The organism is Serinicoccus sp. JS2-9 (assembly GCF_059025165.1).
Genome location: NZ_CM180091.1, coordinates 3,006,622 through 3,032,090 on the forward strand (window position 1 = coordinate 3,006,622; position 25,469 = coordinate 3,032,090).

The 25,469-nt window shown below is 73.2% G+C and carries 26 protein-coding genes; 9 read left to right on the forward strand and 17 right to left on the reverse strand.

Translation table 11 applies throughout. From position 1 onward, the window contains the following. Nucleotides 1-14 precede the first annotated feature (14 nt). Nucleotides 15-980, forward strand: a complete 966-nt coding sequence (locus AC5PYY_RS14520; RefSeq protein ID WP_493897504.1) for a hypothetical protein — start codon at nucleotides 15-17, stop codon at nucleotides 978-980. Nucleotides 981-993: 13 nt separating this feature from the next. Here AC5PYY_RS14520 and ffh read toward each other — a convergent pair whose 3' ends face one another. Further along, nucleotides 994-2,646, reverse strand: a complete 1,653-nt coding sequence (ffh, locus tag AC5PYY_RS14525; protein ID WP_493897505.1) for a signal recognition particle protein — start codon at nucleotides 2,644-2,646, stop codon at nucleotides 994-996. A 97-nt stretch (nucleotides 2,647-2,743) separates the two neighbouring features. Here ffh and AC5PYY_RS14530 point away from each other — a divergent pair, with 97 nt between their 5' ends. Further along, nucleotides 2,744-3,745 carry an oxygenase MpaB family protein gene (locus AC5PYY_RS14530; protein WP_493897506.1) on the forward strand — a complete coding sequence of 334 codons (1,002 nt, stop codon included), beginning with the start codon at nucleotides 2,744-2,746 and terminating at the stop codon, nucleotides 3,743-3,745. Here the strand turns inward: AC5PYY_RS14530 and ftsY are convergent. Further along, entirely contained in the window at nucleotides 3,726-4,913 is a 1,188-nt protein-coding gene (gene ftsY, locus AC5PYY_RS14535) for a signal recognition particle-docking protein FtsY (protein ID WP_493897507.1), read from the reverse strand. The two genes, AC5PYY_RS14530 and ftsY, sit on opposite strands and share 20 nt — an antisense overlap. A gap of 167 nt (nucleotides 4,914-5,080) precedes the next feature. Between ftsY and AC5PYY_RS14540 the strand changes: the two genes are divergently transcribed. Next, the gene (locus tag AC5PYY_RS14540) at nucleotides 5,081-5,818 is read left to right on the forward strand and encodes an AAA family ATPase (protein WP_493897508.1); all 738 of its coding nucleotides are present in this window, start codon (nucleotides 5,081-5,083) and stop codon (nucleotides 5,816-5,818) included. Between the two features lie 2 nt (nucleotides 5,819-5,820). Here AC5PYY_RS14540 and AC5PYY_RS14545 read toward each other — a convergent pair whose 3' ends face one another. From AC5PYY_RS14545 to smc, 3 genes are all read right to left on the reverse strand, one after another. Then, nucleotides 5,821-6,204 (reverse strand): hypothetical protein, encoded by a 384-nt coding sequence (locus tag AC5PYY_RS14545; protein WP_493897509.1) that lies wholly within the window; start codon nucleotides 6,202-6,204, stop codon nucleotides 5,821-5,823. 116 nt (nucleotides 6,205-6,320) lie between these two features. Further along, the gene (locus AC5PYY_RS14550; RefSeq protein ID WP_493897510.1) at nucleotides 6,321-6,899 is read right to left on the reverse strand and encodes a hypothetical protein; all 579 of its coding nucleotides are present in this window, start codon (nucleotides 6,897-6,899) and stop codon (nucleotides 6,321-6,323) included. Beyond that, a complete protein-coding gene (gene smc / locus AC5PYY_RS14555; protein ID WP_493897511.1) occupies nucleotides 6,896-10,591 on the reverse strand; it encodes a chromosome segregation protein SMC in 3,696 nt (1,231 codons plus the stop codon). The genes AC5PYY_RS14550 and smc overlap by 4 nt, the downstream gene beginning before the upstream one ends. A gap of 343 nt (nucleotides 10,592-10,934) precedes the next feature. Here smc and AC5PYY_RS14560 point away from each other — a divergent pair, with 343 nt between their 5' ends. Continuing rightward, entirely contained in the window at nucleotides 10,935-11,375 is a 441-nt protein-coding gene (locus tag AC5PYY_RS14560) for a putative endonuclease domain-containing protein (RefSeq protein WP_493897512.1), read from the forward strand. Nucleotides 11,376-11,558: 183 nt separating this feature from the next. Here the strand turns inward: AC5PYY_RS14560 and AC5PYY_RS14565 are convergent, their stop codons facing one another. Then, the gene (locus AC5PYY_RS14565; protein ID WP_493897513.1) at nucleotides 11,559-11,840 is read right to left on the reverse strand and encodes an acylphosphatase; all 282 of its coding nucleotides are present in this window, start codon (nucleotides 11,838-11,840) and stop codon (nucleotides 11,559-11,561) included. A 23-nt stretch (nucleotides 11,841-11,863) separates the two neighbouring features. On the opposite strand from AC5PYY_RS14565, the gene AC5PYY_RS14570 reads away from it, so the two are divergent. Further along, the gene (locus AC5PYY_RS14570; protein WP_493897514.1) at nucleotides 11,864-12,895 is read left to right on the forward strand and encodes a Gfo/Idh/MocA family protein; all 1,032 of its coding nucleotides are present in this window, start codon (nucleotides 11,864-11,866) and stop codon (nucleotides 12,893-12,895) included. 17 nt (nucleotides 12,896-12,912) lie between these two features. After that, a complete protein-coding gene (locus AC5PYY_RS14575; RefSeq protein ID WP_493897515.1) occupies nucleotides 12,913-13,197 on the forward strand; it encodes a hypothetical protein in 285 nt (94 codons plus the stop codon). A gap of 112 nt (nucleotides 13,198-13,309) precedes the next feature. Here AC5PYY_RS14575 and mutM read toward each other — a convergent pair whose 3' ends face one another. The 9 genes from mutM to AC5PYY_RS14620 form a co-directional block, all read right to left on the reverse strand. After that, the gene (mutM, locus tag AC5PYY_RS14580) at nucleotides 13,310-14,260 is read right to left on the reverse strand and encodes a bifunctional DNA-formamidopyrimidine glycosylase/DNA-(apurinic or apyrimidinic site) lyase (protein ID WP_493897516.1); all 951 of its coding nucleotides are present in this window, start codon (nucleotides 14,258-14,260) and stop codon (nucleotides 13,310-13,312) included. A 12-nt stretch (nucleotides 14,261-14,272) separates the two neighbouring features. Beyond that, a complete protein-coding gene (gene rnc / locus AC5PYY_RS14585; protein ID WP_493897517.1) occupies nucleotides 14,273-15,022 on the reverse strand; it encodes a ribonuclease III in 750 nt (249 codons plus the stop codon). A gap of 16 nt (nucleotides 15,023-15,038) precedes the next feature. Continuing rightward, nucleotides 15,039-15,233 (reverse strand): 50S ribosomal protein L32, encoded by a 195-nt coding sequence (gene rpmF / locus AC5PYY_RS14590; RefSeq protein ID WP_493897518.1) that lies wholly within the window; start codon nucleotides 15,231-15,233, stop codon nucleotides 15,039-15,041. A 1-nt stretch (nucleotide 15,234) separates the two neighbouring features. Next, the gene (locus AC5PYY_RS14595) at nucleotides 15,235-15,843 is read right to left on the reverse strand and encodes a YceD family protein (protein WP_493897519.1); all 609 of its coding nucleotides are present in this window, start codon (nucleotides 15,841-15,843) and stop codon (nucleotides 15,235-15,237) included. 116 nt (nucleotides 15,844-15,959) lie between these two features. Then, complete coding sequence (coaD, locus tag AC5PYY_RS14600) at nucleotides 15,960-16,442, reverse strand: pantetheine-phosphate adenylyltransferase (RefSeq protein WP_493897520.1); 483 nt, start codon at nucleotides 16,440-16,442, stop codon at nucleotides 15,960-15,962. 31 nt (nucleotides 16,443-16,473) lie between these two features. After that, nucleotides 16,474-17,016 carry a hemerythrin domain-containing protein gene (locus AC5PYY_RS14605; protein WP_493897521.1) on the reverse strand — a complete coding sequence of 181 codons (543 nt, stop codon included), beginning with the start codon at nucleotides 17,014-17,016 and terminating at the stop codon, nucleotides 16,474-16,476. 38 nt (nucleotides 17,017-17,054) lie between these two features. Further along, complete coding sequence (locus tag AC5PYY_RS14610) at nucleotides 17,055-17,714, reverse strand: RsmD family RNA methyltransferase (protein ID WP_493897522.1); 660 nt, start codon at nucleotides 17,712-17,714, stop codon at nucleotides 17,055-17,057. Nucleotides 17,715-17,719: 5 nt separating this feature from the next. Further along, nucleotides 17,720-20,047, reverse strand: a complete 2,328-nt coding sequence (locus tag AC5PYY_RS14615) for an ATP-dependent DNA helicase RecG (protein WP_493897523.1) — start codon at nucleotides 20,045-20,047, stop codon at nucleotides 17,720-17,722. Continuing rightward, complete coding sequence (locus tag AC5PYY_RS14620) at nucleotides 20,047-21,699, reverse strand: DAK2 domain-containing protein (protein ID WP_493897524.1); 1,653 nt, start codon at nucleotides 21,697-21,699, stop codon at nucleotides 20,047-20,049. The genes AC5PYY_RS14615 and AC5PYY_RS14620 overlap by 1 nt, the downstream gene beginning before the upstream one ends. 362 nt (nucleotides 21,700-22,061) lie before the next feature. Between AC5PYY_RS14620 and rpmB the strand changes: the two genes are divergently transcribed. Next, entirely contained in the window at nucleotides 22,062-22,247 is a 186-nt protein-coding gene (gene rpmB, locus AC5PYY_RS14625; RefSeq protein WP_151525143.1) for a 50S ribosomal protein L28, read from the forward strand. Between the two features lie 119 nt (nucleotides 22,248-22,366). Here rpmB and thiL read toward each other — a convergent pair whose 3' ends face one another. After that, the gene (gene thiL, locus AC5PYY_RS14630; RefSeq protein WP_493897525.1) at nucleotides 22,367-23,398 is read right to left on the reverse strand and encodes a thiamine-phosphate kinase; all 1,032 of its coding nucleotides are present in this window, start codon (nucleotides 23,396-23,398) and stop codon (nucleotides 22,367-22,369) included. Nucleotides 23,399-23,444: 46 nt separating this feature from the next. Between thiL and AC5PYY_RS14635 the strand changes: the two genes are divergently transcribed. Together AC5PYY_RS14635 and AC5PYY_RS14640 are read left to right on the forward strand one after the other, a co-directional pair. Beyond that, nucleotides 23,445-23,678, forward strand: a complete 234-nt coding sequence (locus tag AC5PYY_RS14635; protein ID WP_493897526.1) for an Lrp/AsnC ligand binding domain-containing protein — start codon at nucleotides 23,445-23,447, stop codon at nucleotides 23,676-23,678. Between the two features lie 41 nt (nucleotides 23,679-23,719). Further along, the gene (locus AC5PYY_RS14640; protein ID WP_493899388.1) at nucleotides 23,720-24,184 is read left to right on the forward strand and encodes a DUF3515 family protein; all 465 of its coding nucleotides are present in this window, start codon (nucleotides 23,720-23,722) and stop codon (nucleotides 24,182-24,184) included. Nucleotides 24,185-24,226: 42 nt separating this feature from the next. Here AC5PYY_RS14640 and AC5PYY_RS14645 read toward each other — a convergent pair whose 3' ends face one another. After that, complete coding sequence (locus tag AC5PYY_RS14645; RefSeq protein WP_493897527.1) at nucleotides 24,227-25,435, reverse strand: D-alanine--D-alanine ligase family protein; 1,209 nt, start codon at nucleotides 25,433-25,435, stop codon at nucleotides 24,227-24,229. Nucleotides 25,436-25,469: the final 34 nt, after the last annotated feature.

Below are 25,469 nucleotides of genomic sequence, written 5' to 3' on the forward strand. Positions count from 1 at the left end.
CTAGAGTCACGCTCATGGCTTCGCACCGGAGGCACCTGCACCACCCGGCCGGAATCCTGGCCCCGGTCCTGCTCTCGACCGTGCTCCTCGCCGGCTGCGGGGGTGCGGGTGAGCCGTCCGCGTCGCCCACCGCCACTCCCGACGACGCAGGCGCCACGGACGCGGGCACGCCCGTCACTGCTGCCGCGACCGCGACACCCGCGGAGGAGGACACCGGCGCGGCGACGGAGTCCTCGGCAGCGACGACTGCCGCTCCCGCCGTGGCCGGGATGGATACGGTCGACCTCGGGGAGCTCGACTGGGCCTTCCGGCCCGGCGCCAATCTCCCCGAGACCGTCCAGGTGCCGCTCTCGGGTGGGACGGCGGACATCGACGGAGTGACGTACACCTTGGGTGAGGTCCTCACCGTCGACCTCACCGGCGACGGCGTCAAGGATGCCGCGGCCCAGCTGACCCGGCTGGACGGCAACGCGGTCGACGACCAGTGGTACCTCTGGGTCGCCACCGAGGACGGGCCCGTCCAGGTGACCCTGCCGGTGGCCCGGACCGCGAGCTGCGGCACCGTCACCGAGTCGGTCAGCGTCGTCGACGAGGGCCTGCAGATCCACGAGTTCCGGCGCGGACCGGGTGAGGAAGGCCTGCCCTGCTCGGAGCGCGGCGGTGACGAGCGGACCCGCGTGGTCGCTGCTCTCGAGGCACGCAACGCCGGGGAGTGGTGGCCCGTGCAGGTCGCCCCGGCGGGGGGCTACGGCGGCATCTGCCCCACCGCGACCGACCTCGACGGCTTCGCGCACGACGGTGCCCTGTATGCCGCGCCCGACACCGGAGCCCCGGAAATCACCGGTGGCGCCCAGGTCGGCGTGGCGTCGGTGGAGGGCTGGCCGGTCTACGGCGAGCCGTTCCCGGGGTGGCTGCTCGTCGCGGTCGTGGACATCGAGGGCGGCAACCTGCGCTGTGCCTGGAGCGAGGTGCCCGGATAGGACCCGGGGGCGCCTACTTCGTGCCGTCCCCGCCGTCGAGGTACTTCTCGAAGCCCTTCGGGAGCTTGAGGCCGGAGAGATCCTGACCCGGCACGGCGTCGTCGGTGGCGCCCGGCACACCCGCCCCGAAAGCACTCTCGAACGACCGCTCGCGCGCCGCCTGCTCCTTCGCGACCGCCTCCCGCTCCTGCTGCGCCCGCTTGGCGGGGTTGCCGGACTTGCCCTTCTTGCGCTGCTGCTGCTTGCCCTTCTTGGCACCCCCGGCGCCGCCGCCCATGCCGGGCATCCCCGGCATACCGGGCATCCCCGGCATCCCGCCGCCCTTCTTGAGCTGGCGCATCATCTTCTGCGCATCGCCGAAGCGCTCCAGCAGCTGGTTGACCTCGCTGACCGTGACGCCCGAACCGCGCGCGATGCGCGCCCGGCGAGAGCCGTTGATCTGCTTGGGGTGGTTGCGCTCGAACGGAGTCATCGACCGCACCATGGCCTCGACCCGGTCGAACTCTCGCTCGTCGAGGGCGTCCAGCTGCTCGCGCATGCCCTGCATCCCGGGCATCATCCCGAGCATCTGCTTGAGCGAACCCATGCGCTTGATGGCCGACATCTGGTCGAGGAAGTCGTCGAAGGTGAAGTCCTCGTCGGCCAGGAACTTGCGCGTCATCTCCCGCGCCTGTGCCTGGTCGAAGGCCTTCTCGGCCTGCTCGATCAGCGTGAGCACATCACCCATGTCGAGGATGCGCGAGGCCATCCGGTCCGGGTGGAAGAGCTCGAGGTCCTTGACGCCCTCACCCGTCGAGGCGAAAAGGATCGGCTGCCCGGTCACCGTCGCGACGGACAGGGCCGCACCACCGCGGGCGTCGCCGTCGAGCTTGGTGAGGACCGAGCCGGTGATGCCGACGCCGTCGGCGAAGGCCTTCGCGGTCTCGACCGCGGCCTGGCCGATCATCGCGTCCATGACGAAGAGGACCTCGTGGGCCTGCGTCTCCAGCCGGATGTCGTGGGCCTGGCGCATGAGGTCGACGTCGACCGCGAGTCGGCCGGCGGTGTCGATGATGACCACGTCGTGGTTCCTGTGCCGCGCCTGCTCGACACCGTCGACAGCGACATCGACCGGGTCGCCGAAGGAGCGCGTCCCCTCCCCCGACTCCAGCGCCGCGTCGTGGCCGAAGATGTTGCCGCGCTCGGGCGCGAAGACCGGCACCCCGGCGCGCTCCCCGACGACCTCGAGCTGGGTCACGGCGTTGGGGCGCTGCAGGTCGGCAGCCACGAGCAGCGGGGTATGCCCCTGGTCGGCCAGCCACTTGCCGAGCTTCCCGGCGAAGGTGGTCTTACCCGAACCCTGGAGCCCGGCCAGCATGATGACGGTGGGCGGCGTCTTGGCCAGGTTGAGCCGGCGCGTCTGACCGCCGAGGATCGAGACGAGCTCCTCGTTGACGATCTTGACGATCTGCTGCGCCGGGTTGAGTGCCTGGTGCACCTCGGCCCCGAGCCCCCGCTCGCGGATCCGCCCGGTGAACTCCTTGACGGCTGGCAGAGCCACGTCGGCGTCCAGCAACGCCATCCGGATGTCGCGGATGGTCGCGTTGAGGTCGGACTCGGTGACGGTGCCCTTGCGCTTGAGGTTGCGGAAGGTCTGCGTCAGGCGGTCGGAAAGACTGTTGAACACCCGCCCAAGGATACGTGCCGCACCCGGCTGCTCCGATCGGCGACCACAGCGCCTCCTCCGGCGAGCGACCTGCCCGACTGCTGCGCATACTGTGGACGTGCCCGCTCCCCGACCTCTCGTCGACGCCCGTCGCCGGCTCGCCGCCGCGCTGCGCGACCGGGTCGCCGGGCCGGACGCGGAGCGCCGGGCGCACGCCATCTGGCTCGCGCCGGGCGAGCGCCGCTTCGCCCCCACCGATCCGATCTGTCGGGTCCACGGCCACCCGGGGATGTATGCCGCCGGGATCCGCGCCTTGCTGCTGCAGTCGCTGCACCCGCTCGCGATGGCCGGGGTCGGCGAGCACTCCGGCTACCGCGGCGACCCTTGGGGTCGGCTGCAGCGCACCAGCGAGTTCATCGCGATGACGACCTATGGACCGGTCGAGTCGGCACAGCGCGTGCTGGACCGCATCAACCGGGTCCACCGCACCGTCCAGGGCACGGCACCGGACGGGCGCCGCTACTCGGCCACCGATCCCCACCTGCTCCGGTGGGTCCACGTGGCCGAGATCGACAGCTTTCTCGTCGGCCACCAGCACTACGCCCGCCGTGGGCTCACGCCGGCGGAGGCTGATCGCTACGTCGACCAGGCGGCCTGGACCGCGGAAGAGCTCGGGGTGCTGGACCCACCACGCTCGGTCCGCGAGCTGCAGGACGCGCTGACGGCATACCGGGGCGAGCTCGAGGCGAGCGAGGGAGCACGAGATGTCGCCCGCTTCCTGCTGGCCGAGCCTCCGCTGCCGCCGGCGGCGCGCCCGGGTTTCTGGATGCTCGCGGCGGGCGCGGTGCAGATGCTGCCTGGGTATGCCCGGGATCTGCTCGGTCTGCACCTGCCCGGGCGGCTGCGACGGCTGGAGCCGGCGGCGCTCCGGCTGTTCGCCGACCCGGTCGGACGGATCGGCACGACCGTCGTCGGGTGGGCGCTGAGCAGCCCGGAGGATCCACGCAACTCGCCACAGAGCTCCGCCGTGACGGACCGGACCAGCTCGGGGTCCAGGCTGGACCCTCCTGACGGAAGGCGCGACCAGCCCGCCTCGCCGGTCAGCCGACGATGGCGCTGACGAAGGCCTCCGGATCGAAGGGTGCCAGGTCGTCGGGGCCCTCGCCGAGCCCGATGAGCTTGACCGGCACGCCCAGCTTGCGCTGCACGTTGACCACGATGCCGCCCTTGGCGGTGCCGTCCATCTTGGTGAGCACGATGCCGGTGATCGCGACCTCCTTGGCGAACTCCTCCGCCTGGCGCATGCCGTTCTGGCCGGTGGTTGCGTCGAGGACGAGGAGCACCTCCCCCACCGGCGCCACCTTCTCGACGACACGCTTGATCTTGCCGAGCTCGTCCATCAGGCCCCGCTTGGTATGCAGTCGCCCGGCCGTGTCGACGAGCACGACGTCGACCTCCGCCTCGTCGCCCGCTGTGACGGCGTCGAAGGCCACCGACGCGGGATCGGCGCCCTCCTTGTCCGAGCGCACGGTGGGGACGCCGACCCGCTCGCCCCAGGTCTGGAGCTGGTCCGCGGCCGCCGCCCGGAAGGTGTCGGCGGCACCGAAGAGCACGTCCTTGTCCTCCGCGACCAGCACGCGCCCCAGTTTGCCGACCGTGGTGGTCTTGCCGGTGCCGTTGACGCCGACGACCAGGATCACGGCCGGGTGCGGGCCGGTGCGGCTCGCGGCGATGCGGCGGTCGAGCGTGGGGTCGACCAGGCGGAGCAGGTCGTCGTGCAGCCATTGCTTGACCTGGGCCGGGTCGGTGGTGCCGTCGACCTTGACCTGCGTGCGGAGCGAGCCGACCAGCTCCTGGGTCGCCTCGACTCCGAGGTCGGACGCGAGCAGGGTGTCCTCGACGTCCTCCCAGTCCTGATCGCTGAGACCACCCCGCGAGAGCAGGGTGAGAAGGGCCTGGCCGATGGCGTTGTTGGAGCGCGCCAGTCGGGCCCGCAGCCGCTGCAGTCGTCCGCGCGCGGAGTCAGGGCGCTCCAGGGTCGGTGTCGCCGGCTCCTCGGGCGCGTCGACGGCGACCCCGCCACCCCGGTTATCCACCTCCCCGGAGGCCGCCGGGCGCTCCTTCGTGAGCACGTCCGCGTCGTCGGCACCCGCGGGGCGGTCGGCCTTCGGCAGGGTCGCGCTGTCGCCGCCGCGGCCGCGCACGAGGGCGACCAGCAGCGCCAGCCCGCCCAGCACGACGACGGTGACGAGGGTCAGGATCTCCCAGAGTTCGTTGATCGGTCCCACGCGAGCAAGTCTGTCAGACCTGACCGACAGTGCCCGCACCGAGAGCACGACGACGCCGCGGCCGCGCCCCGGTCCTTCGCGCCAGCCACGACCACGTCGCAGGAGGAACTCCGGAGGAAGCACGGCGCGCGACCACTTTTGTCGGTGGTGCGGCATACCGTGCACGTATGTCGAGCGAGGAGGAGGCGAGCTTCGCTCCCGTCCCGGTGCGTCGCGTCGAGAGGGATCCCTCCTGCGCGCTCCCGACGCCACGGGTCTGGCCGCAGACGATCCCTGCCGTCGCCCAGCTCCTCGAGGAGGGCCTCGACCTCGGTCCGGCGACGGTGCTGGTCGGGCCAAACGGATCGGGCAAGTCCACGATCCTGGAGGCGGTGGCGATGGCCTTCGGCCTCAACGCCGAAGGTGGCTCGACCGGAGCGATGCACCAGACCCGGAAGACCGAGTCCGCGCTGGTCGAGTGGCTGCGCCTGGTGCGAGGGCCAGGTGCCTCCCGCTGGGGATACTTCGTGCGGGCCGAGACGATGCACGGCTTGTTCAGCTATCTGCAGGACACCGTCGAGCACGACTTCCACGGGCTCTCGCACGGTGAAGCCTTCGTGGCCCTGCTCAGCTCGCGGCGCTACTGGGCGGACGGCTTCTTCGTCTGGGACGAGCCGGAGGCCGGCTTGTCATTCGACGCGCAGCTGCACCTGCTGGCCGAACTCGTTGACATCGCCCGGCGACCGGGGGCTCAGGTGCTGCTGGCGACCCACTCACCGGTGCTGGCCGCGCTCCCGGGAGCCGTCGTCATCGAGTGCTCGGACGAGGGGATGCGACGCAGATTTTGGGACGACCTCGACGTGGTCGACCACTACCGACGGTTCCTCCAGGCGCCCGAGCGCTATCTCCGGCACCTGCGCGGCTGACCTCAGCTGGCGGCGCGGAACTCTCCCGGCGCCTCGTCGGACCCCTCGTCCTGACCGGCCGGCTGAGCGACAGCTGCGGAGGTGTCGGACTCGCCGGTGGCTCCCGGAGCTGCCACGGCAGTCTCGTCCGTCCGGGGTGCTTCGTCGGTGCCGTCGGCACGGCGCTTCTCACGCAGCGCCTGGGTGCGGGCTGCTGCGGAGCGGCCGAGCTCCTCGCTCCGACTGCGGACCTTCTCGCCCGTGCGCCGGGCACCGGCAATGAGCTCCTCGCCCTCGGGGGTCCAGAAGTCACCACGGCCCTCGCGGCGGGCCTCGAGCATGACGTACCCCACGACCCCCGCGCCCAGGGCAACGCACAGGAGCATGGCCAGGACAAGTGCAAGCATGTGACCAGTGTGCCGCGCGGGAGCACCCGCCGCCGAACTCGCGCACGGCGTGTCCTGGGCGTGTCGCACAGATCGTGAGCAGGCTCACAGCCACCCCGACCGAGGCTCTTGGTGGGTCAGGGGGAGGACGCGGGGAGCTCACGCTCGATCCGCGCCACGGCCTGGCGGCTCGAGGCCACCAGGCCGCGATCGACGGCGCCGGCACCCTCCCCCGCACCGCCACCCCCGGCGGCGCCACGCCGCCCTGGGGCCTCACCCGCCCGTTCCCGCAGGGCGAGGGCCTCCAGCGCCGCGGCTCGCGCCTCGGCATACCGGCCCTCGTCGAAGAACGCCTTGGCGCGGTGCTGCAGCATCAGGGCCGTGCGCGCGTCGTCCCCGGTGAACACCTCGGCAGCGGCGTCGAGCAGGTCGTGCGCCTCGGCATACTCCTCCCGCCAGTGGTGCACGTGGGCGAGCCGCACCGCCGCAGTCGCCCAGGCGGTGCTGCCCGGCTCCCCCTCCAGCAGCCGTGCCCGGCCCGCCGCGAGCGCCCGGTCCAGCTCCCCCAGCATCCGCAGGAAGGCGACGGAGTGCGGGTCGTCCGGGGTCTCCTCGACCCACTCGCGCGTCTCCTCCTCGTCGAGCAGCTCCTCGCGCAGCGTCTCGTCGTCGATGACGTAGGCGGGGAACTCGGCACCGCCGAAGACGACGGTCATACCGACGCGGGCTCCTGGCTCGCCGCTGCTGCCTCGCCGGACACCGGCACCGGCTCCCGGTCCTGCTCCGAGTCGGGCACCGACACCCCCTCGGGAGCGACGTCGCGCACCCGCTGGCTCACGACCGTGGTGACGCCGTCGCCGCGCATCGACACGCCATACAGCGCATCGGCGATCTCCATCGTGCGCTTCTGGTGCGTGATGACGATGAGCTGGCTGGAGTCGCGCAGCTCCTCGAACAGCGTGATGAGTCGGCCGAGGTTGGTGTCGTCGAGCGCCGCCTCGACCTCGTCCATGATGTAGAACGGGCTCGGCCGCGCCTTGAAGATCGCGACGAGGAGTGCCACCGCGGTGAGCGAGCGCTCGCCGCCGGACAGCAGCGAGAGCCGCTTGATCTTCTTGCCCGGCGGGCGGGCCTCCACCTCGATCCCGGTCGTGAGCATGTTGTCGGGATCGGTGAGCGTGATCCGCCCCTCTCCGCCGGGGAAGAGCCGGCCGAAGACCCGCTCGAACTGCGCCGCGGTGTCGTGGAAGGCCTCAGTGAAGACGCGCTCGACCCGCTCGTCGACCTCCCGCACGATCTCCAGCAGGTCGTCCTTCGATCGCCGCAGATCCTCGACCTGCTCCGTGAGAAAAGTATGCCGTTCCTCCAGCGCCGCGAACTCCTCCAGGGCGAGGGGGTTCACCTTGCCGAGCTGGCTGAGCGCGCGCTCGGCGCGGCGTAGCCGCTTGTCCTGCACCTCCCGGACGAAGGGCTGCGGGTCCGGGGCGTCAGGGTCCTCGGGGTCCTCGTCCGGCCCGGGGACGTGCGGGATGAGCAGGTGCGGGCCGTACTCCTCGACCAGCGTCTCCGGGTCGACGCCGAGCTCCTCGACGGACCGGGTCTGCAGCGCCTCGATGCGGAGCCGCTGCTCCGCGCGGGCGATCTCGTCGGCGTGCACCGAGTCGGTGAGGTCACGCAGCTGGTCGGCGAGCTCTCGGGCCCGCTGCCGGGCCCCGGCGAGCGCCTGGTCGCGCTCGGTCTGCGCCGCCTGCAGCTGCTGGCGCCCTCGCCCCGTCTCCTCCAGCACCTGCTCGGTCCGGGCGAGCAGGTGCCCGGCGCCGACGCCGACCGCCTGGGCGGTGGCCCGCTCCTTCGCCCGCCGGGCGCGGCGCTCGGCCGCCCGCTGCCGGGCCGCCAGCTCGTTGCGCGCGGCGGCCTCCAGGCTGTCGGCCCGCCCGGCCAACGAGCTGGCGCGTTCCTCCTGCGTGCGCAGCGCCAGCCGGGCCTCGGTCTCGGCGCTCCGGGCCCGGGCGGCCGCCTCGGCCAGCCGCTCGCGCTCGCCGGTGTCGGGGTCGTCGGTGCCCTCCTCGGTGGCCAGCGACTCCGCGTCGGAGAGCCGCTGCTCGAGGTCGGCCAGCTCGGCCCGCGTGGCCGCCAGGCTGTCCTCCGCGGTGGCGATGGCGGTCGTGGTGCGCTCGTGCTCGGCGCGGGCCGTGCGCATGGTCGACCCCAGCTGGCCGAGCTGCTCGGCGACCGCGGTCATCCGGGCGTCGGAGTCGTGCAGCGCGTCGAGCGCCGCCTCGGCCGCCTCCCCCGCCTGCTCCAGCTCCTCACGGGCCGTGCCCAGGGCGAAGGTCGCCCGCTCGGCCCGGGCGATCGCCTCCTCGGCCCCGCCCTGCGCCTCGTCGAGCGCCGACTGCAGCTCGAGCAGGCTCGGCGCCGCCGACGAGCCGCCCCGCACCCACCCGGGCCCGTAGACATCGCCCTGCGCGGTCACGACGGTCACGCCCGGAAGCGCCCGGACCAGCAGGGCCGCGTCGTCGGCGTCGTCCACGAGCGCCACCCGCGCCAGCAGCCCGGCGACCGCCCGGAGCAACCCCTCGTCCGACGCCCGCACCATGTCCGCCGCCCACACGGCATACCCCGGGAGGTCGGGCCACCCGGAGCGATCCGGCGCCGCGCCCCCGCCCGCCAGCTCCGGCACGACCATCCCCGCCTGGCCCTGGTCCTCCTCGCGCAGCCAGCCCAACGCCTCCTGCGCAGCGCCGAGACCGTCGACGACGAGGGCCTCCCCGGCCCAGCCGAGCGCAGCGGCAACGGCGGCCTCGCGCCCGCTCTTGACCTGGAGCTCACCGGTGACGGTGCCGCGCACCCCACTCACCCCGTCGGCCGACAGCAGCGCGCTGGCGCCGTCGGTGCGGCGCAGGCTGAGCGAGAGCGCCTCGACCCGCGCCTGCAGGGTGCCCTGGTCGGCCTGGGCGGTCCGCAGCTCCTCGGTGAGCCGGTCGACCTGCTTCTGCGCCGCGGCGCGACGGTCCTCGGCCTGCTCGTAGTCGGAGTCCAGCCCCTCCTCGCCCTGCTCGACGTCGAGGACGGTGCCCTCGAGCGCCGCGAACTCCCGCTCGGCCTGCTCCGCCCGCTGCACCACGGCCGCCGCCACCTGCTGCAGCCGGGTGATCTCGCCCTCGCCCGCCTCGACCCGGGACCGCCGGGCCGCGACCTGGCCGCCGAGGCGCGCCAGGCCCTCACGCCGGTCCGCTGCCGCGCGGGCCAACCGCTGCAGCCGCGCCTGCTCCTGGGCGTGCGCCTCCTCGGCCTCGCCGCGCGCCTGCTCCGCGGCGCCGAGCGCGTCGGCGAGCTCGGCGACCCGCGCCAGCAGCGCCGCCTCCTCCTCGCGCACCCGCGCGGCCTGCGCGCGCAGCTCCTCAGGGTCCCGCGACCCGCTGCGCCCACCGCTCTCGGCTCCCGCGTCCTGCTCCTCCGCCGAGAGCAGCCGGACCCGTTCGGCGGCGAGGTCACGCAGGGCGCGCACGCGTTCGAGCAGGGAGGAGAGGGCATACCACCGGTCCTGCACCGCCGTGAGCTCCGGCGCCGCCGCGGCCCGCTCCCTCTCGAGCTCGGCGACGCTCGCATCGGCCGCCTGCGCGGCCTGCTGCACCCGGGTGCGGCGCTCCAGGAGCGCCCGCTCGTCGGCCAGCTCCTGCTCCAGCGAGCTGGTGAGCTGCACGAGATCGTCGGCGAGGATCCGCAACCGGGCGTCGCGCACCTCCGCCTGGATCGTCGCGGCGCGACGCGCGGTCTCGGCCTGACGACCGAGCGGCCCCAACTGGCGCCGGATCTCCGCGGTGAGGTCGCTCAGGCGCGTGAGGTTGCCCTCCATCGTCTCCAGCTTGCGCAGCGCCCGCTCCTTGCGCTTGCGGTGCTTGAGGACCCCCGCGGCCTCCTCGATGAAACCGCGCCGCTCCTCCGGCGTCGCGCGCAGCACCGCGTCGAGCTGCCCCTGCCCGACGATGACGTGCATCTCACGGCCGATGCCGGAGTCCGAGAGCAGCTCCTGCACGTCGAGCAGCCGGCAGCCGGTGCCGTTGATCGCATACTCCGAGCCGCCGGTGCGAAACATCGTGCGGGTGATGGTCACCTCGCTGTAGTCGATCGGCAGCGCCCCGTCGCTGTTGTCGATCGTCATCGAGACCTCGGCCCGGCCCAGCGGCTGCCGCCCGGAGGTGCCGGCGAAGATGACGTCCTCCATCTTGCCGCCGCGCAGGCTCTTGGCCCCCTGCTCCCCCATCACCCACGCGAGCGCGTCGACGACGTTGGACTTGCCCGAGCCGTTCGGCCCGACGATGCACGTGATCCCCGGCTCCAGCCGCATCGTCGTCGCCGAGGCGAACGACTTGAACCCCTTGAGGGTCAGGCTCTTCACATACATCTGGGCATCTTCCGAGGTCTGGTCACCGGTTCCTCGTCAACATACCCGCCAGGTATGCCGCACCCGCGCAGCCGCGCGGTCGGCCGGTGATCGCAGCCCTCGCAGGCAGGAGAACGTGCCGCCGTCCGGCATACCCAGGCGTCACTCGCGACTCGTGCCGGGCAGGAAGCATACATGCCACGCAGGGCACACTGTTCACACGCGCACCACCGTGCCAGAACCTCGCCTCTGCCGCGGTCGCATCCTGCGCGGATTCGAGTTTCCTGGCACGCGGTGACTGGCGTGGCTGCTGTGGCGACCGAGGATCGAGGGCGACCTCGAGGGAGTCCGGACCGAGGCCGGTATGCCGCGACGCGCCGTCCGGCCCCTGCCACGCGCCCGGGCCACCGTGGCGTCCGGCGCCTGTGGACAACGCAACGCAGCCCCACGTGTCGCGGAACTCGCCTCGGCGAAGAGCGAGTCGGCGGGTGAGTCGCGGACCCGGTGGCTGCTGCTGACCATCGGCTACCAGCCACCCCAGCAGCAGGCCGAGATCGCGGACGAGCACGGGCTTCTCGTCGCCAGGGTCGACTTCATCTTCCGGGCCGAGAAGGTGATCGTGGAGTTCGACGGGATGCTCAAGTACACCGATCCCTCTGCCCTCCGCCGCGAGAAGGTGCGGGAGGACCGGCTCCGCGAGCTCGGCTACGAGGTGGTCCTCACCTGGGCCGACCTGGACGACCCGTCGCTCGTCGCCCGCCGCCTCGAGGCCGCCTTCGCACGAGCGCGGACGCGACGCTCCTGAAGGCCACCACCCAGCGGGGCCCAGTCCGGCAAAGCGCGCGGCCAGTCACGACATACCGCGCGGGCGGTCACGACATACCGCGCGGGCGGTCACGACATACCGCGCGGGCGGTCACGACATACCGCGCGGGCGGTCACGGCAAAGCGCGCGGGTGGTCACGACATACCGCGCGGGCGGTCGGGGTCAGCGCTCCACGAAGCCGCTGAGCCCCTCGCGCACCGGGTGCTCCTGCACGACGACGCCGTCGACCCGCCCGGGCCGGGTCCGGGTCGTCGGGTCTTCGCGGAGCAGCTCCACCAGCGCCTCGATCGCCTCCACCGGGCCCTGCGCGTTGATCTCGACCCGGCCGTCGGGCAGGTTCGCGGCGTGGCCGACGAGCCCGAGCTCGAGCGCGCGGGCACGGGTCCACCACCGGAAGCCCACTCCTTGGACCCGGCCGCGGACGAAGATCAGTGCGCGCTGCATACCCGCGACACTACGGTGGAGCCATGCAGGACTCGACCGACGCGCCCGCCTACCCGCCGATCACCGACCGCCCGGTGCGCTGGGGGCTGCTGGCCGCCGGCGGCATCGCCCGGGCCTTGGCCGCCAACATCACCGACGTCCAGGGCGGCGAGCTGGTCGCCGTCGCGGCGCGCGACGGGGAGCGGGCGGCCGCCTTCGCCCGCGACTTCGACATCCCCCGCTCCTACGAGGGCTACGACGCGCTCTACGCCGACGACGAGGTGGACGTCATCTACGTCTCCTCCACCCACCCCTTCCACAAGGAGCAGGCCCTGGCCTGCATCGCGGCCGGCAAGCACGTGCTGCTGGAGAAGCCGGCGACGCTCACCGTCCACGACACCGAGGAGGTGCTCGACGCGGCCCGCGAGGCCGGCGTGCTCCTGCTCGAGGCGTTGTGGACCCGCTACCAGCCGATCGTGCGCGACGCCCTGGACCGCGTGCGCCGCGGCGACATCGGCGCGGTGCGCAGCTTCCACGCCGCCTTCACCGTCCCCTTCCCGTATGACGAGACGCACCGCCTCTTCGACCTCGCCAACGGCGGCGGGGCACTGCTCGACCTGGGCATCTACCCCGTCACGCTGGCGCATCTCTTCGTGGGCCACCCCACCGACGTGCAGGTCCTCGGCACCAAGGTCGCGACCGGCGCCGACTCGCAGGTCGCCCTGCAGTGGATGACCCAGGACGGCGCCGTCGCCCAGGTGGCCACCGACTCGCAGTCCCACGGCACCACCGAGACCCTCATCCGCGGCACCGACGGGTCGATCCAGCTGCACGGCCCGGTCAACAACCCCGAGTCCTTCACCATCCAGCGCGGTGAGGAGTCCGAGCTGGTCGAGGGTGACCGGCGCGGGCGTGAGCACGAGGTCGAGGAGATGCACCGCTGCCTGCGCGAGGGCCTGCTGGAGTCGCCGCTCGCCCCGCACGCCGACACGGTCGCGATCATGACCATCCTGGAGAGCGCACGCCGCGAGCTGGGGGTGCGCTACCCCCAGGAGGACGCACCCCTGCACACCTGAGGCAGGATGGAGGCGAGATGATTCAGATCCTGCTCTTCCTCGTCCTCGGCTGCGTGATCCTCACCTACCTGGGCCGGGTGGCGACCCCGCGCTCGCAGCGCCTCCCGCTGCGGCAGTGGACACCGGTGCACGTCGTGGACCTCATGGGGCGCGGGCTGCGCGTCTTCAACGACGCGGGCAAGGAGCGCTCGCGGCGCCAGCAGCTGGCCCGCGAGGAGGCCGAGGGACGCACCCCCGGCGAGCAGCACGAGGGGCCCATGCCCCCGCCTCCCCCGAACCCCGAGGACCCGCCGCAGCGCTGAGCCGCTTCCCATCGAGGGTGCGCTGCCGCGCGCCGCGCCAACCTGCGCACAGACATCGGCGCTGGCACAGGGACATATCCCCCGCTTGGTGCCGACTTCTATGCTCAGGTTGTCATGCAGGCAGTCGAGGCCGCGACTGACAGCGCGGGCAGAAGTGCGAGCTGCGGTTCATGAACTCCTCGCGCCGGATCGGGGTGCCGCATCGCGGGCAGGGCGCTCCCGTCTGGCCGTAGGCCGACAGCGACCGGTCGAAGTAGCCGCTCGCCCCGTTGACGTTGACGTAGAGCGCGTCGAAGCTGGTGCCGCCCTGGCCCAGCGCCTCGCGCATGACCCCGGCGGCGTGGTCGAGCACCCGCCCCAGCGCCGGCTTGGTGAGCGCGGAGGTGAGCCGTCGCCCATGCACCTGCGCCCGCCAGAGCGCCTCGTCGGCATAGATGTTGCCGATACCGCTCACCACGCCCTGGTCGAGCAGCACCCGCTTGATCGCGACGTCCTTGCCCTTCATCCGGTGCACGACTGCGGTCCGGTCGAAGGCCGGCTCCAGCGGGTCGGCGGCGATGTGCAGCACCGGCTCCGGTATGCCGTGCGCGTGCCCGCTCGAGAGGTGCAGGTTCTCCTGGCCGGAGACACCGGGCTCCCGGTCGTAGCCGGTCGCCAGCGCGCGGGGGTCCGCGAGCAGGGGAGTGAGGGCGAGACCCCCGAAGGTGCGCTGGTCGACGAAGCGCAGCTGCGGGCCGCCGTCGTGGAAGTCGAGGGTGGCGTGCAGGTGCTTCTCCGGCGGCGCGTCCGCCGGCTCGACGAGCATCTGGCCGCTCATGCCGAGGTGCACGACGAGGGCGTGCGGGTCGTCGTCGGGAGGGTCGAGCACGAGCCAGAGGTACTTGCCGCGACGGTCGGCCGCGACGACGGTGGCGTCGGCCACCCGCGCCATGAGATCGGCAGGTCCACCCTGGTGCCGCCGGGCGACCCGTTGGCCGCTCAGCACCGCGCGGGAGATGCGCCGACCGACGACGTGGTCGGCGAGACCGCGACGCACGACCTCGACCTCGGGGAGCTCCGGCATACCGTGGCCCGCTCAGCCCTGCACAGAGGTGCTGGCGCTGGGGCTGGGCTCGACGCTGGCCATCTCGGCGGCGCGCTCGGTGAGCAGCCGCCACGCGGCCTCGGCCGCCTTCTGCTCGGCGAGCTTCTTGGAGCGGCCCTCACCGGTCCCGACGACCTCACCGGCGACGACGGCGCGCGCGGTGAACGTCTTGTCGTGGTCCGGGCCCTCGGCCTCGATGAGGTACTCCGGCTGACCCAGCGACCCGGTGGCGGCGACCTCCTGCAGGCTCGTCTTCCAGTCCAGCCCGGCCCCCAGGTCGGCGCTGCGGCGCATGAGCGGGTCGAGCAGATGATGCACGAAGGTGTCGGCGCGGTCGAGTCCGCAGGAGAGGTAGACGCAGCCGATGACCGCCTCGGTCGTGTCGGCGAGGATCGAGTCCTTGTCACGCCCGCCGGTGGCCTCCTCGCCCTTGCCGAGGAGCACGAAGGACCCGAGGTCGATGACCCGCGCGACCTCCGCGAGCGCGCGCGAGTTGACGACGGCCGCGCGCAGCTTGGCCAGCTGACCCTCGGAGAGATCGGGGTGGGCGCGGTAGAGCGTGTCGGTCACCACGACGCCCAGCACCGAGTCGCCGAGGAACTCGAGCCGCTCGTTGTGCGGCTGGTGGTCGTGCTCGTAGGAGTAGGACCGGTGCGTGAGGGCACGCAGCAGCAGCGCCGCGTCGCAGGACTGCCCGACGACCTCCTCGAGGTAGTCGTTCAGCTCGGCGACGGGGCGCATGCGCGAGGGTGAGTGGTCAGCCCTGGTGCTCGGTGCGCTCGGCGGCGGTGTAGTGCCGGCCGGCGTAGGTGCCGCAGGACGGGCACGCCTGGTGGGGGGTGCTCACGGCCTTGCACTGCGGGCAGGTCGACAGCGCGATGGGCGCAGCCTTCCACTGCGAGCGGCGGTGCCGGGTGTTCGAACGGGACATCTTCCGCTTGGGAACGGCCACGTCAGGTCCTCTTCTCGTCGTCTGCGGTCGGCGTGGCCAGTCCGGCCAGTGCCGACCACCGGGGGTCGATCACGTCGTGCTGATGGTCCGGGTCGTCGGCCAGGCGTGCCCCGCACTCGGAGCACAGACCCGGACAGTCGTCCTGGCACACCGGTTGGAAGGGCAACGCGGTCACGACGGCGTCCCGGACGACCTCCTCGAGGTCCATCAGGTCACCGTCGAGGACACGCTGCTCGTCCTCGTCGGCGTTCGCGTCCTTGTCGCTCTCGGAACTCGAGCGGGACTCCACCTGCTGGTGGTGGGCCGCCCGGTCGGGATAGGCGAAGAGCTCCTGGAAGGTCACGTCGAGGGGCTCGACGATCTCGTCCAGGCAGCGCACGCACTCCCCTCTCGCCATGGCGTGAGCCGTCCCCGTCGCCAGGATCCCCTCAACGACCGACTCCATCCGCAGCTCCAGGTCGACCGGGTCTCCGGTCGGGACGGCGATGACGTCGGTGCCCAGCGGCTCCGTCGTGGTCACCTGGCGCGAGTCCTCCCGCATGGTGCCGGGCCGGCGGACCAGCTCCCGGGTGTCGAACACCCAGTCGCGCTCCGTCTGCTGGGCAGCCATGATGAGACTTCCTCGCGTTGGTGGTGACCTGCTCTGGCGGGGTGCGGCCCTCGTCCGCGTCAAGACGATCGGCAGGGACACAAACCGACGCACCAGACTACCCGAGCGCGCCGACCTCACTCAAGTTCGCGCAGCGCGGCCAGGACCGCACCAGGGACCAGCTCCGAGACGTCCCCGCCGTAGCGGTGCACCTCCTTGACCAGCGAGCTGGAGACGTGCTCCAGCGCCGGGTCGCCGGGGAGGAAGACTGTCTCGACGCCGGTGAGGTGCCGGTTCATGAGCGCCATCGGCAGCTCGTAGGCGAAGTCGGTGCCGCCGCGCAGCCCCTTGACGATCGCCTCGGCCCCGAGCTCGCTGCAGACGTCCACGAGCAGCCGGTCGGCGAAGGCCTCGACGACCACCTGGTCCCGGACGCCTTCGGGCAACGACTCGCGCACGAGCTGCAGCCGTTGTTCGACCGGGAAGGTGCCCCGCTTGGCCGGATTGTGCAGCACGGTGACGACGACCTCGTCGTAGAGCCCCGCCGCCCGCTCCACGATGTCGAGGTGGCCCAGGGTGACCGGGTCGAAGGATCCGGGGCAGACGCAGCGGCGGGTCATGGCCGTCGAGCCTACTGCCCCGGCACGGGGCTCACTCCTCGTCGTCGAGCAGCCCGTCGGTGCGCGCCTGCTCGACCAGCGCGCGAACGGTGTCGATGCTGACGCCGGCGTCGAGGTGGCGACCGCGCACCTCCAGGAAGGCCGCGCCGAGCTCACGCCGGTCGGCCTCGGAGACCTCGTCGCGGGCGGGGTTGAGGATGCTGAGCTCCTCCTCGGTGAGGTGGTGCTGCAGCACGTCGTTCATCGCCTCGACGGCGTCCTCGAACTTCTGCGTGTCGGTCCCGGAGCACTCCAGCAGCGCCAGCAGCGCCTCGTTGATCTCGGCATGCTCCTCCTCGCCGTGCTCGGCCTCGTGGGTGTCGATGGCATCCTTGCGCCGCAGCCGGGGATAGACCTTCTCCTCCTCGGCCTCGCCGTGCGCGATGAGCACGTCGGCGAAGGCGGCGCGGGCGGCGGCCCGGTCGGCCGAGCTGTCGCGCATGTCGCGCATGAGGGCCTCGAAGAAGCGGTGGTCGTCGAGGATGAGGTCGACGACGTCACCGGAGACGGGTCGCGGGATCGTGTAGGCGGGCATGGGCCTGATCCTCGCAGCGCCAGGCCCTGGCCGCGCGGTCAGGCGCCGGGCACCTCGGCCCAGTGCACGGCCGTCTCGCCGTAGCGTCGGGTGTCGAGGTGGGTCAGCCCGGGCGGCCAGGTCGGCTCGGGCGAGCGGGCGCTGCGTTCCACGACGACCAGGGCGTCCTCGGTCAGCCACCCGTGCTCCACGAGGGAGGAGAGCACGGCCGCGAGCTCGGTCTCCCCGACCGGATAGGGCGGGTCGAGGAGCACCAGATGGTATGACGTCCCGCTCGCCTCGGTCTCCTGGCCGGGCCCGCGCCCCTCGTCGTGGACGGGTCCGTGCCCCTCGTCGCGAGCAGGACCGCGCCCCTCGTCGTGGCCAGGCCCTCGGGCGAGCACCGCCTCGACCCCACCCGCGAGGACCTCCACCTGCGCCGCGAGCCCCAGCTCGCGCGCGTTGCGCTCGACCAGCCGGGCGGTCGGGCGGTGCCGCTCCACCGCGGTGAGATGGCCGGCGCCCCGGGAGAGCGCCTCCAGCCCCAGGGCTCCGGAGCCGGCGTAGAGGTCGAGCACCCGGGCTTCGTCGAGGTCCAGCAGGGACTGGACCCGGGAGAAGAGCGCCTCGCGCACCCGGTCGGTGGTGGGACGGGTGTCCCGCCCCGTCGGCACCTGGAGCGAGCGGCCCCCGGCCCGGCCCGCGATGATCCTGGTCACCCCGCTCAGCCCCGCTCCAGGAAGGCGGCGCTGGCGGCGTCGAGCCGGGCCAGCTCGGCGGCCAGCGCCGGGTGCTGCTGGAGCTCTGGGTCGGCCTCCACCGTGCGCCAGGCCGCGTCGTGCGCCTGCACGATGAGGTCCTCGTCGCGGGTGAGCCGCAGGAAACGCAGCCCGCTGCGGCCGCCGCTCTGGCTGGCGCCGAGCACATCGCCCTCGCGGCGGGTCTCCAGGTCCAGCCGGGCCAGTTCGAAGCCGTCGGTCGTCGCCGCGACCTGCTCGAGCCGCTCCACGGCCGCCGGGTCGACCCCCTCGCCCTGGGTCACGAGCAGGCACAGCCCGGGCTTGCCGCCGCGCCCCACGCGACCGCGCAGCTGGTGCAGCTGCGAGATGCCGAAGCGGTCGGCATCGAGGACGATCATGGTCGTGGCCTCGGGCACGTCGACGCCCACCTCGATGACGGTCGTGGAGACCAGCACCTCAACGCGTCCGGCGGCGAAGGCCTGCATCACCGCGTCCTTGTCCTCGGCCGGCATCCGGCCGTGCAGGACCGCGATCTCCAGGGCCCGGGTGGCCGGCAGCTGCTGGAGCGCCCGCGCGACCTGGTGCACCCCGTGCAGCTGCGGCGCCGGGGTCCCGGTGTCGACCTCGAGGTCCAGCAGGTCGGCCCCGTCGTCCCCGCCGAGAGGATCCGCGCCGGCTGCGTCGGCAGTACCACCCGCGCCAGCCGCCGGGATGGGGACCCCCGGGCCCTCCTCCCGCGCCGCCGCGAGCACGGGATCGTCCACGTCGCCGATCCGGGGACACACGACATACACCCGGCCGCCGCCACGCACCTCCTCCGCGACCCGCTCCCAGGTGCGCCGCACCCACCCCGGGCGCTGCCCCTCGACCACGAAGCTGCTGATGGGTCGGCGCCCGCGCGGCAGCTCGCGCAGCGTCGAGATCTCCATGTCGCCGTAGACCGTCATCGCGACCGTACGCGGGATGGGCGTGGCCGTCATCACGAGGACGTGGGGCGCCACGTCTCCCCCGGCCTTGGCGCGCAGGGCGTCGCGCTGCTCGACGCCGAAGCGGTGCTGCTCGTCCACGACGACCATGCCGAGCTCGGCGAACTGGACGTGCTCCTGGATGAGCGCGTGGGTGCCGACGACGATGCCGGCCTCCCCGGAGGCGGCGGCGAGCAGGGCCTGGCGCCGGTCGGCGGTCGACTGGCTCCCGGTGAGCAGGGCCAGGCGGGTGCCGCCCTCGAGCCCGCCGAGCAACCCGCCCTCGGCGATCGGGCCGAGCAGCTGGGCCATCGACCGGTGGTGCTGGGCGGCGAGGACCTCGGTCGGCGCGAGCAGGGCGGCCTGACCGCCCCCGTCCACGACCTGCAGCATCGCCAGGAGCGCCAGCACGGTCTTGCCCGAGCCGACCTCTCCCTGGAGCAGGCGGTGCATCGGCACCTCGCCCGCGAGATCGCCGCCGAGGTCGGCGAGGACCTCTTCCTGACCCTGCGTGAGCTCGAAGGGCAGCCGCGTCCGCAGGGCGTCGGCCAGCCCACCGGCGATCGCGCGGCGCGGGCGGGCGGGCACCGCGTCGGCCGAGCGGCGCATCCGGGCCAGCTGCGCCTGCACGACGAAGGCCTCCTGCCACTTCAGCCGCCACCTCCCCTTGCGGTGGTCGGCATCGGTGCGGGGGCGGTGGACCAGACGGTATGCCTCGAGCAGGCTGGGCAGCCCGGCCTCCGCGCGGACGTCGGCCGGGAGGGGGTCGGGCAGCGCGTCGAGCTGGTGCAGCACGAGCTGGAGGCTGTCGCCGTGCACGATGGGCGAAAGCCCCTTGGACACGGTGTAGACCGGCACGAGCCCGTCGAGCAGCCACTGGCCGGAGTCTCCCCGGGGCCCTCCGAGGACGGCGTAGTCCGGGTGGGTGAGCTGCAGGGTGTCGCGCCAGACGTCGACCTGCCCGGAGCAGACCACCCGCGCCCCGGGGACGAGACGGTCCTGGTGGCCGAAGGGCTTGAAGAAGGTGAGCTGGATGACCCCACCCGCGTCGTCGGCGACGTCGACCACGAGCCGGCGGCCGCGTCGGTTACGCATCTGGTGGGTGGTGGCCGAGCGGACCGTGCCGACCACGACGACGTCCTCGCCCCGCGGCAGCTCTCGGAAGGCAGCGGGGCGGCTGGGGTCGAGGTAGGTGCGGGGCAACCAGTCGAGCAGCTGGCCGACGGTGCGGATGCCGCGGGCCTTCTCGAACTTCGGCGCGCTCGGACCGATGATGTCGCGGAGCAGGACGTCGAGCGGGTTGGCCTTCTCCCCCGGGGCGACGGCGCGCACGTGCCGTGGACCCATCACTCGACCCCGACGAGCACCGGGTAGGTCGGCTGGCCGCCGACCAGGGAGGTCACCTCGACCACGCTGCCGGCGGTGCGGCGGTCGAGCGCGCGGGCGAAGTCGGCCTGCACCTGCGTCGTCGCATCCGCGCCGAGCAGCACCGTGACGAGCTCGGCCCCGGGGTGCCAGATCGTGTCGAGGACGGCCTCGGCGGCCGGGCTCAGGTCGTCGGAGACCGCCACGATCGCGTGGTCGACGATGCCCAGCCACTGGCCCTCCCGGCACGGGCCCACCGGCGTGTCGACGGCCCGGTCGGCGCGGGTCACCGCTCCGCCCCGGACGCCCGCGGCGGCCTCGACCATCGCCGACGCCACCTCCGACGCAGTCCCGCCGGGGTCGTGGACGGCGAGCGACGCCATACCCTCCAGGAGCGTGCGGGTGGGGACCACCTCGACGGCGAGGCCTTCGGCCACGGCCTCCGCGGCCGCCGCGCGGGCGACCATGACGGTGTCCTCGTCGTTGGGCAGCACGATCACCGCGCCGCTGTCGCAGGCACGGATCGCGGCGAGGAGCTGGCCGGCCGAGGCGCGCCGACGCGGACCGCTCGGCACGACGACCGCGCCGGCCTCGGCGAAGAGTCCGACGACGCCCTCGCCGAGACCGCAGGCCACGACGCCGACGCCCGTGGGGACGGCCCCGGTGGGAGGCGGCTCGTGCAGATGGCCGTCGGTCAACGAGGTGTGGCGTACGGCACTCACCACGCCGGCGAGGCTGCCGGCCTCGACCGCGGCGGCCGGCTCGTGCAGGTGGACGTGCACCTGGTAGTCGGTGGGGCCACCCGCGACCGCGACCGAGTCGCCGAGATGGGTCAGGTGGGTCCGGAGCCGCTCGGCCCGCTCGGGGTCGCTCTCGGTGAGCAGATACATCACCTCGACCGCCTGCTCGCCAGGGGCGCCGGAGGCGTCTGCGTGATCGTGGTGGTGCTCCGCAGCAGTGCCCCACCACTCGGGCAGCTCGGCCTCCGCACCCGGCGCTCGCTCCCGGAGCACGGCCTGCAGGGCCTCGATGACGAGCAGCAGCCCGGCACCTCCGGCGTCGACCACCCCGGCGGCCCGGAGCTCGGGCAGTTGCTCGGGCGTGCGGGCCAGCGCGGCCTCGGCGGCCGCCTGGGCGGCGTCGACGACCTCAGCGACGTCCGGTGCCCCCGCGTCGACCGCCGACCGGGCGCCGTCACCGGCTGCGCGGGCGACGGTGAGGATGGTGCCCTCGACGGGCTCGGCGACCGCGCCCCAGGCCGTCCGCGCGGAGGCCTCGAAGGCCGCCGCGACCTCGGCGGGGCCGGCGACGTCGACCTCCGGACCCACCGCGTCGGCGAGCCCCCGCGCCAGCTGGGCCAGGATGACGCCGGAGTTGCCGCGCGCCCCGAGGAGCATGCCCCGCGCGATGAGCGCCAGGCCCTCCTGGAGCCGGTCCGTGCCCGCGATCTCGAACTGCACCCGCAGGTGCTCGAGCGCCCCGTCGAAGGTGAGGAACATGTTGGTGCCGGTGTCGCCGTCCGCGACCGGGAAGACGTTGAGCCCGTCGATCCGCTCGCGGGCCGCGCCCAGCATGAGCCGAGCCGTCACCGCCCACCGCCGGGCGGTCACGAGGTCGAGCACGGGATCTGGCACGGGTCAAACCTAACGGTCGCGACCGGCATACCCTCCCGCCGTCCCCAGGCTCAACCTCAACTCCACCCCCTCCCCGCACCAAGAGCCTGCTGCACACTCCGGCAGCCTCGCCTGCGCACTCCGAGAGCCCCGCCCGCGCACTCCAAGAGCCCCGCCCGCGCACTGCGGCGCATATCGTGCGGCCAGTCACGGCATTTCACGCGGGCAGTCACGGCATTTCGCGCGGCCAGTCACGGCAAACTGCGCGGCCAGTCGATGATTTGGGTGGTGCGGACGGCGTCCGGTACTCTGGACCGGTTGCCTGCTGGCCCCCGTGCCGCAGGCCCGTTGACCACTCACCGAACGACCCTCAGGAGAACACCGTGGCTGCCACTTGCGACGTTTGCGGCAAGGGACCGAGCTTCGGTCACAGCATCTCGCACTCGCACCGCCGCACGAAGCGCCGTTGGAACCCCAACATCCAGCGCGTCCGCACGACGGCCGGTGGGACCTCGAAGCGTCTCAACGTCTGCACCTCCTGCCTGAAGGCTGGCAAGGTCACCCGCTGACCTGACCCTCCTCGGCAGACGAGCCGGCGCCACCCTCGGGTGACGCCGGCTTTCTCGTCCGCGAGCACGGTCGCTCCGCAGACCCCGTCGCGGTCGCCGTCGACGCTGCCGCCAGGGTCTCAGCCGCCGTAGTGGTCCCAGCCGCCGCGCCGCGGGTCGAGCCGCTCCTCGCCGAGCAGCACAGCCGGGCCCCGGTCGTCGGCCGCCAGCACCTCGCCGAGGGTGACCCACCCTGAGGGCACCGCGCCCGGCGGGAAGGTCGCCAGCAGCTCGTGCTCCTCACCCCCGCTCAGCACCGCCCGGTATGCCGCAGCACCCGTCAGCGGGGCCAGCCCAGCCGCGAGGGTCTCGACCGCAGCGGGGTCCAGACGCAGCACCACGTCGCTCGCGCGGGCGACCCGGTCAGCGTCGCGCCCGAGCCCGTCGGACACGTCGATCATCGCGGTGGCACCCGCCCGGGCGGCGACGGGGCCCTGGGCGAGATCCGTGACCGGTCGCCGGTGGTAGTCGACGAGGTCGCCCTGCCGCTCCCCCGCCCGCAGCAACTCGAGCCCCGCGCCCGACCGGCCGAGGGGACCAGAGACGGCCAGCGCCTGACCCGGAGCCGCGCCGCTGCGCAGCACGGGCGCGTCCACGCCGTCCGGCAGCTCTCCCAGGGCGGTCACCGACACCGCCACCAGCCCGGGCGGAGCCGCGCTGAGGTCTCCGCCGACCACCGGGACACCGGTGCCGCGCGCCGCCGCGGCGAGTCCTTCGGCCAGCCCGCGGGCCCAGGCCACCGGGAGCGCATCGTCCGCGACGAGGGTCACCAGCACACCCGTGCCGACGCCGCCCATCGCGGCCAGGTCGGCGAGATTCTGCGTCATCGCCTTGGTCGCGACGTCGTGCGGCGTGGACCACGCGTCGAGCCAGTCGTGGCCACGCACCATGGTGTCCGTCGTGGTGAGCACCGCACCGCTCCCCACCCTCAGGTATGCCGTGTCGTCGCCCGGGCCGACGAGCACGCCGTCGGTCGGTTGGTCAGCGAGGGCGGCGAAGACTTCCGCGAGCACACCCCGCTCCCCCACCCCGCCGAGCACCGGACCGTCTGCGGGTGGAGCTCCGCCGAACTCGCCGCGGGGGTCGGGCCCTCCGCCGTCGCTCGCGCTCACCCCCGCACGGTAACCTCCCACCAACCGCGGCCGGAGGAGGGCGCTCGTGATCAAGGCATACATGCTCGTGCAGACCGAGGTCGGCGCGTCGGCGCAGGTGACCGCATCCATCCGGCAGATCCCCGGGGTGGTGACCGCCGAGGACGTGGCCGGGCCCTACGACGTCATCGCCGAGGTGCAGGCCGCCACGGTGAGCGAGCTGGGACGCGACGTCATCTCGCCCATCCAGCAGGTCCCCCGCATCACCCGCACCACCACATGCACTGTCGTCGAGCTCTAGGCGACGGCCGGCGGCACCGTGCGACGCGTCCCGGTGCCACCCTGCGCGCCGACGGACGTCCCTCCGTCCTCCTCGCCGCCTGCCTCCTCCTGGCCGCCTGCGGTGAGGAGGCTGTCCGCGCGGTGCCCTTCGACGCCTCCGACTCCGAGGCCTGCCAGCAGGTGGCCGCCCGGTGGCCCGAGACCGTCGGGCCCTACGAGCCGCGGGTGACCGCCGTGCAGTCGCGTGGCGTCGCGGCGTGGGGGGACCCGCCGATCGTGGCCCGCTGCGGCAAGCAGACGCCGGCTCCGACGACCGACCCCTGCGTCGACGTGTCCGGCGTCGACTGGGTCGCGACGACCCTCGACGACGGCGGCACGATGTTCACGACCTACGGCCGCGACCCGGCGATCGAGGTGCTCGTGCCCGCGGTCTACGACAGCCACCCGATGCTGCTGCCCGAGTTCGACGACGCCGCGCGCCAGGTGGAGCAGACGCTCGGCGAGTGCACCTCGCTGACGGAGTGACCGCCTACCTGTGCCGGTGTCCGTGCGCGCTGGTGCGCCCGTTCACCGCAGCCCGACCGGGCGCTCGAGCGCGAGCGTGATGAGCTCGTCGACCAGCTCCGGATAGCTCACGCCGGAGGCGGCCCAGGCCTGGGGATACATGGAGTAGGGCGTGAAGCCCGGCATGGTGTTGATCTCGTTGAGGGTCACCTCGCCACCCGGCGTGACGAAGCAGTCGACCCGCGACAGCCCCTCGCCGTCCGCGACCTCGAAGGCCAGGGCAGCGATGCGGTGGATCTCCTCGCGCACCTGCGGCGGGATGTCAGCGGGCGCGGTGATCTGCACGCTGGCCTCGTCGAGATACTTCGCCTCGAAGTCGTAGAAGTCGTGCCCGCCCGAGACGACGATCTCACCGCACTCGCTGATCCGCGGCGGCTGCGCGCCGCGCCCCTGCAGCACCCCGCACTCGACCTCGCGCCCCTCGATGCCCTGCTCGACGAGCACCTTCGGGTCGTGGTCGCGGGCCTTCTCGACGGCGACCTCGAGATCTTCGGGCCGATCCACCTTGAAGACCCCGACCGACGACCCCGCGCGCGCCGGTTTGACGAAGACCGGGAAGCGCAGCGCCGACGCCGCGTCCAGCGCCGCAGCGCGGTCGCGGCGCCACTGCCGGTCGGTGACGACGACGTAGGGTCCGACCGGGAGGTCGACGGAGGCGAAGAGCACCTTCATCACGTGCTTGTCCATCATCGTCGCCGACGCGGTCACCCCGCACCCGACGTAGCGCAGGTCGGCCAGCTCCAGCAGCCCCTGGATGGTGCCGTCCTCGCCGAACGGCCCGTGCAGCAGCGGGAAGACGACGTCCACCTCCCCGATCGGGTGCACGCCGCCGTCGCCGCCCACCCAGGTCCATTGGTGCTCGACCCCACCGAGCGGCACGATGACGCGGCGGCCGGTGTCGGTCACCGACGGCAACCGTCCGTCCCGGATGTCCAGCGCCTCCGGGTCGTCGTCCACGAGCACCCAGTGCCCCTCGCGGGTGATGCCGACCGGCACCACGTCATACCGCTCCCGGTCGAGCACGCGCAGCACGCTGGCGGCCGTGGCGCAGGAGATGGCGTGCTCCTCGGAGCGTCCGCCGAAGACCAGCGCGACCCGGGTCCGACCGGCGTCGACTCCCGACGGCTCGGGAGTGGCTGCCGCCGCGGCTCCGTCGGAGGAGGTGCCCGCCGTGGGGAGTCCAGGGGTATGAGGTCCGGTCGCCGCATCCATATCGGCACGAGCCTAGTCAGTCCGGTCGGCGTCA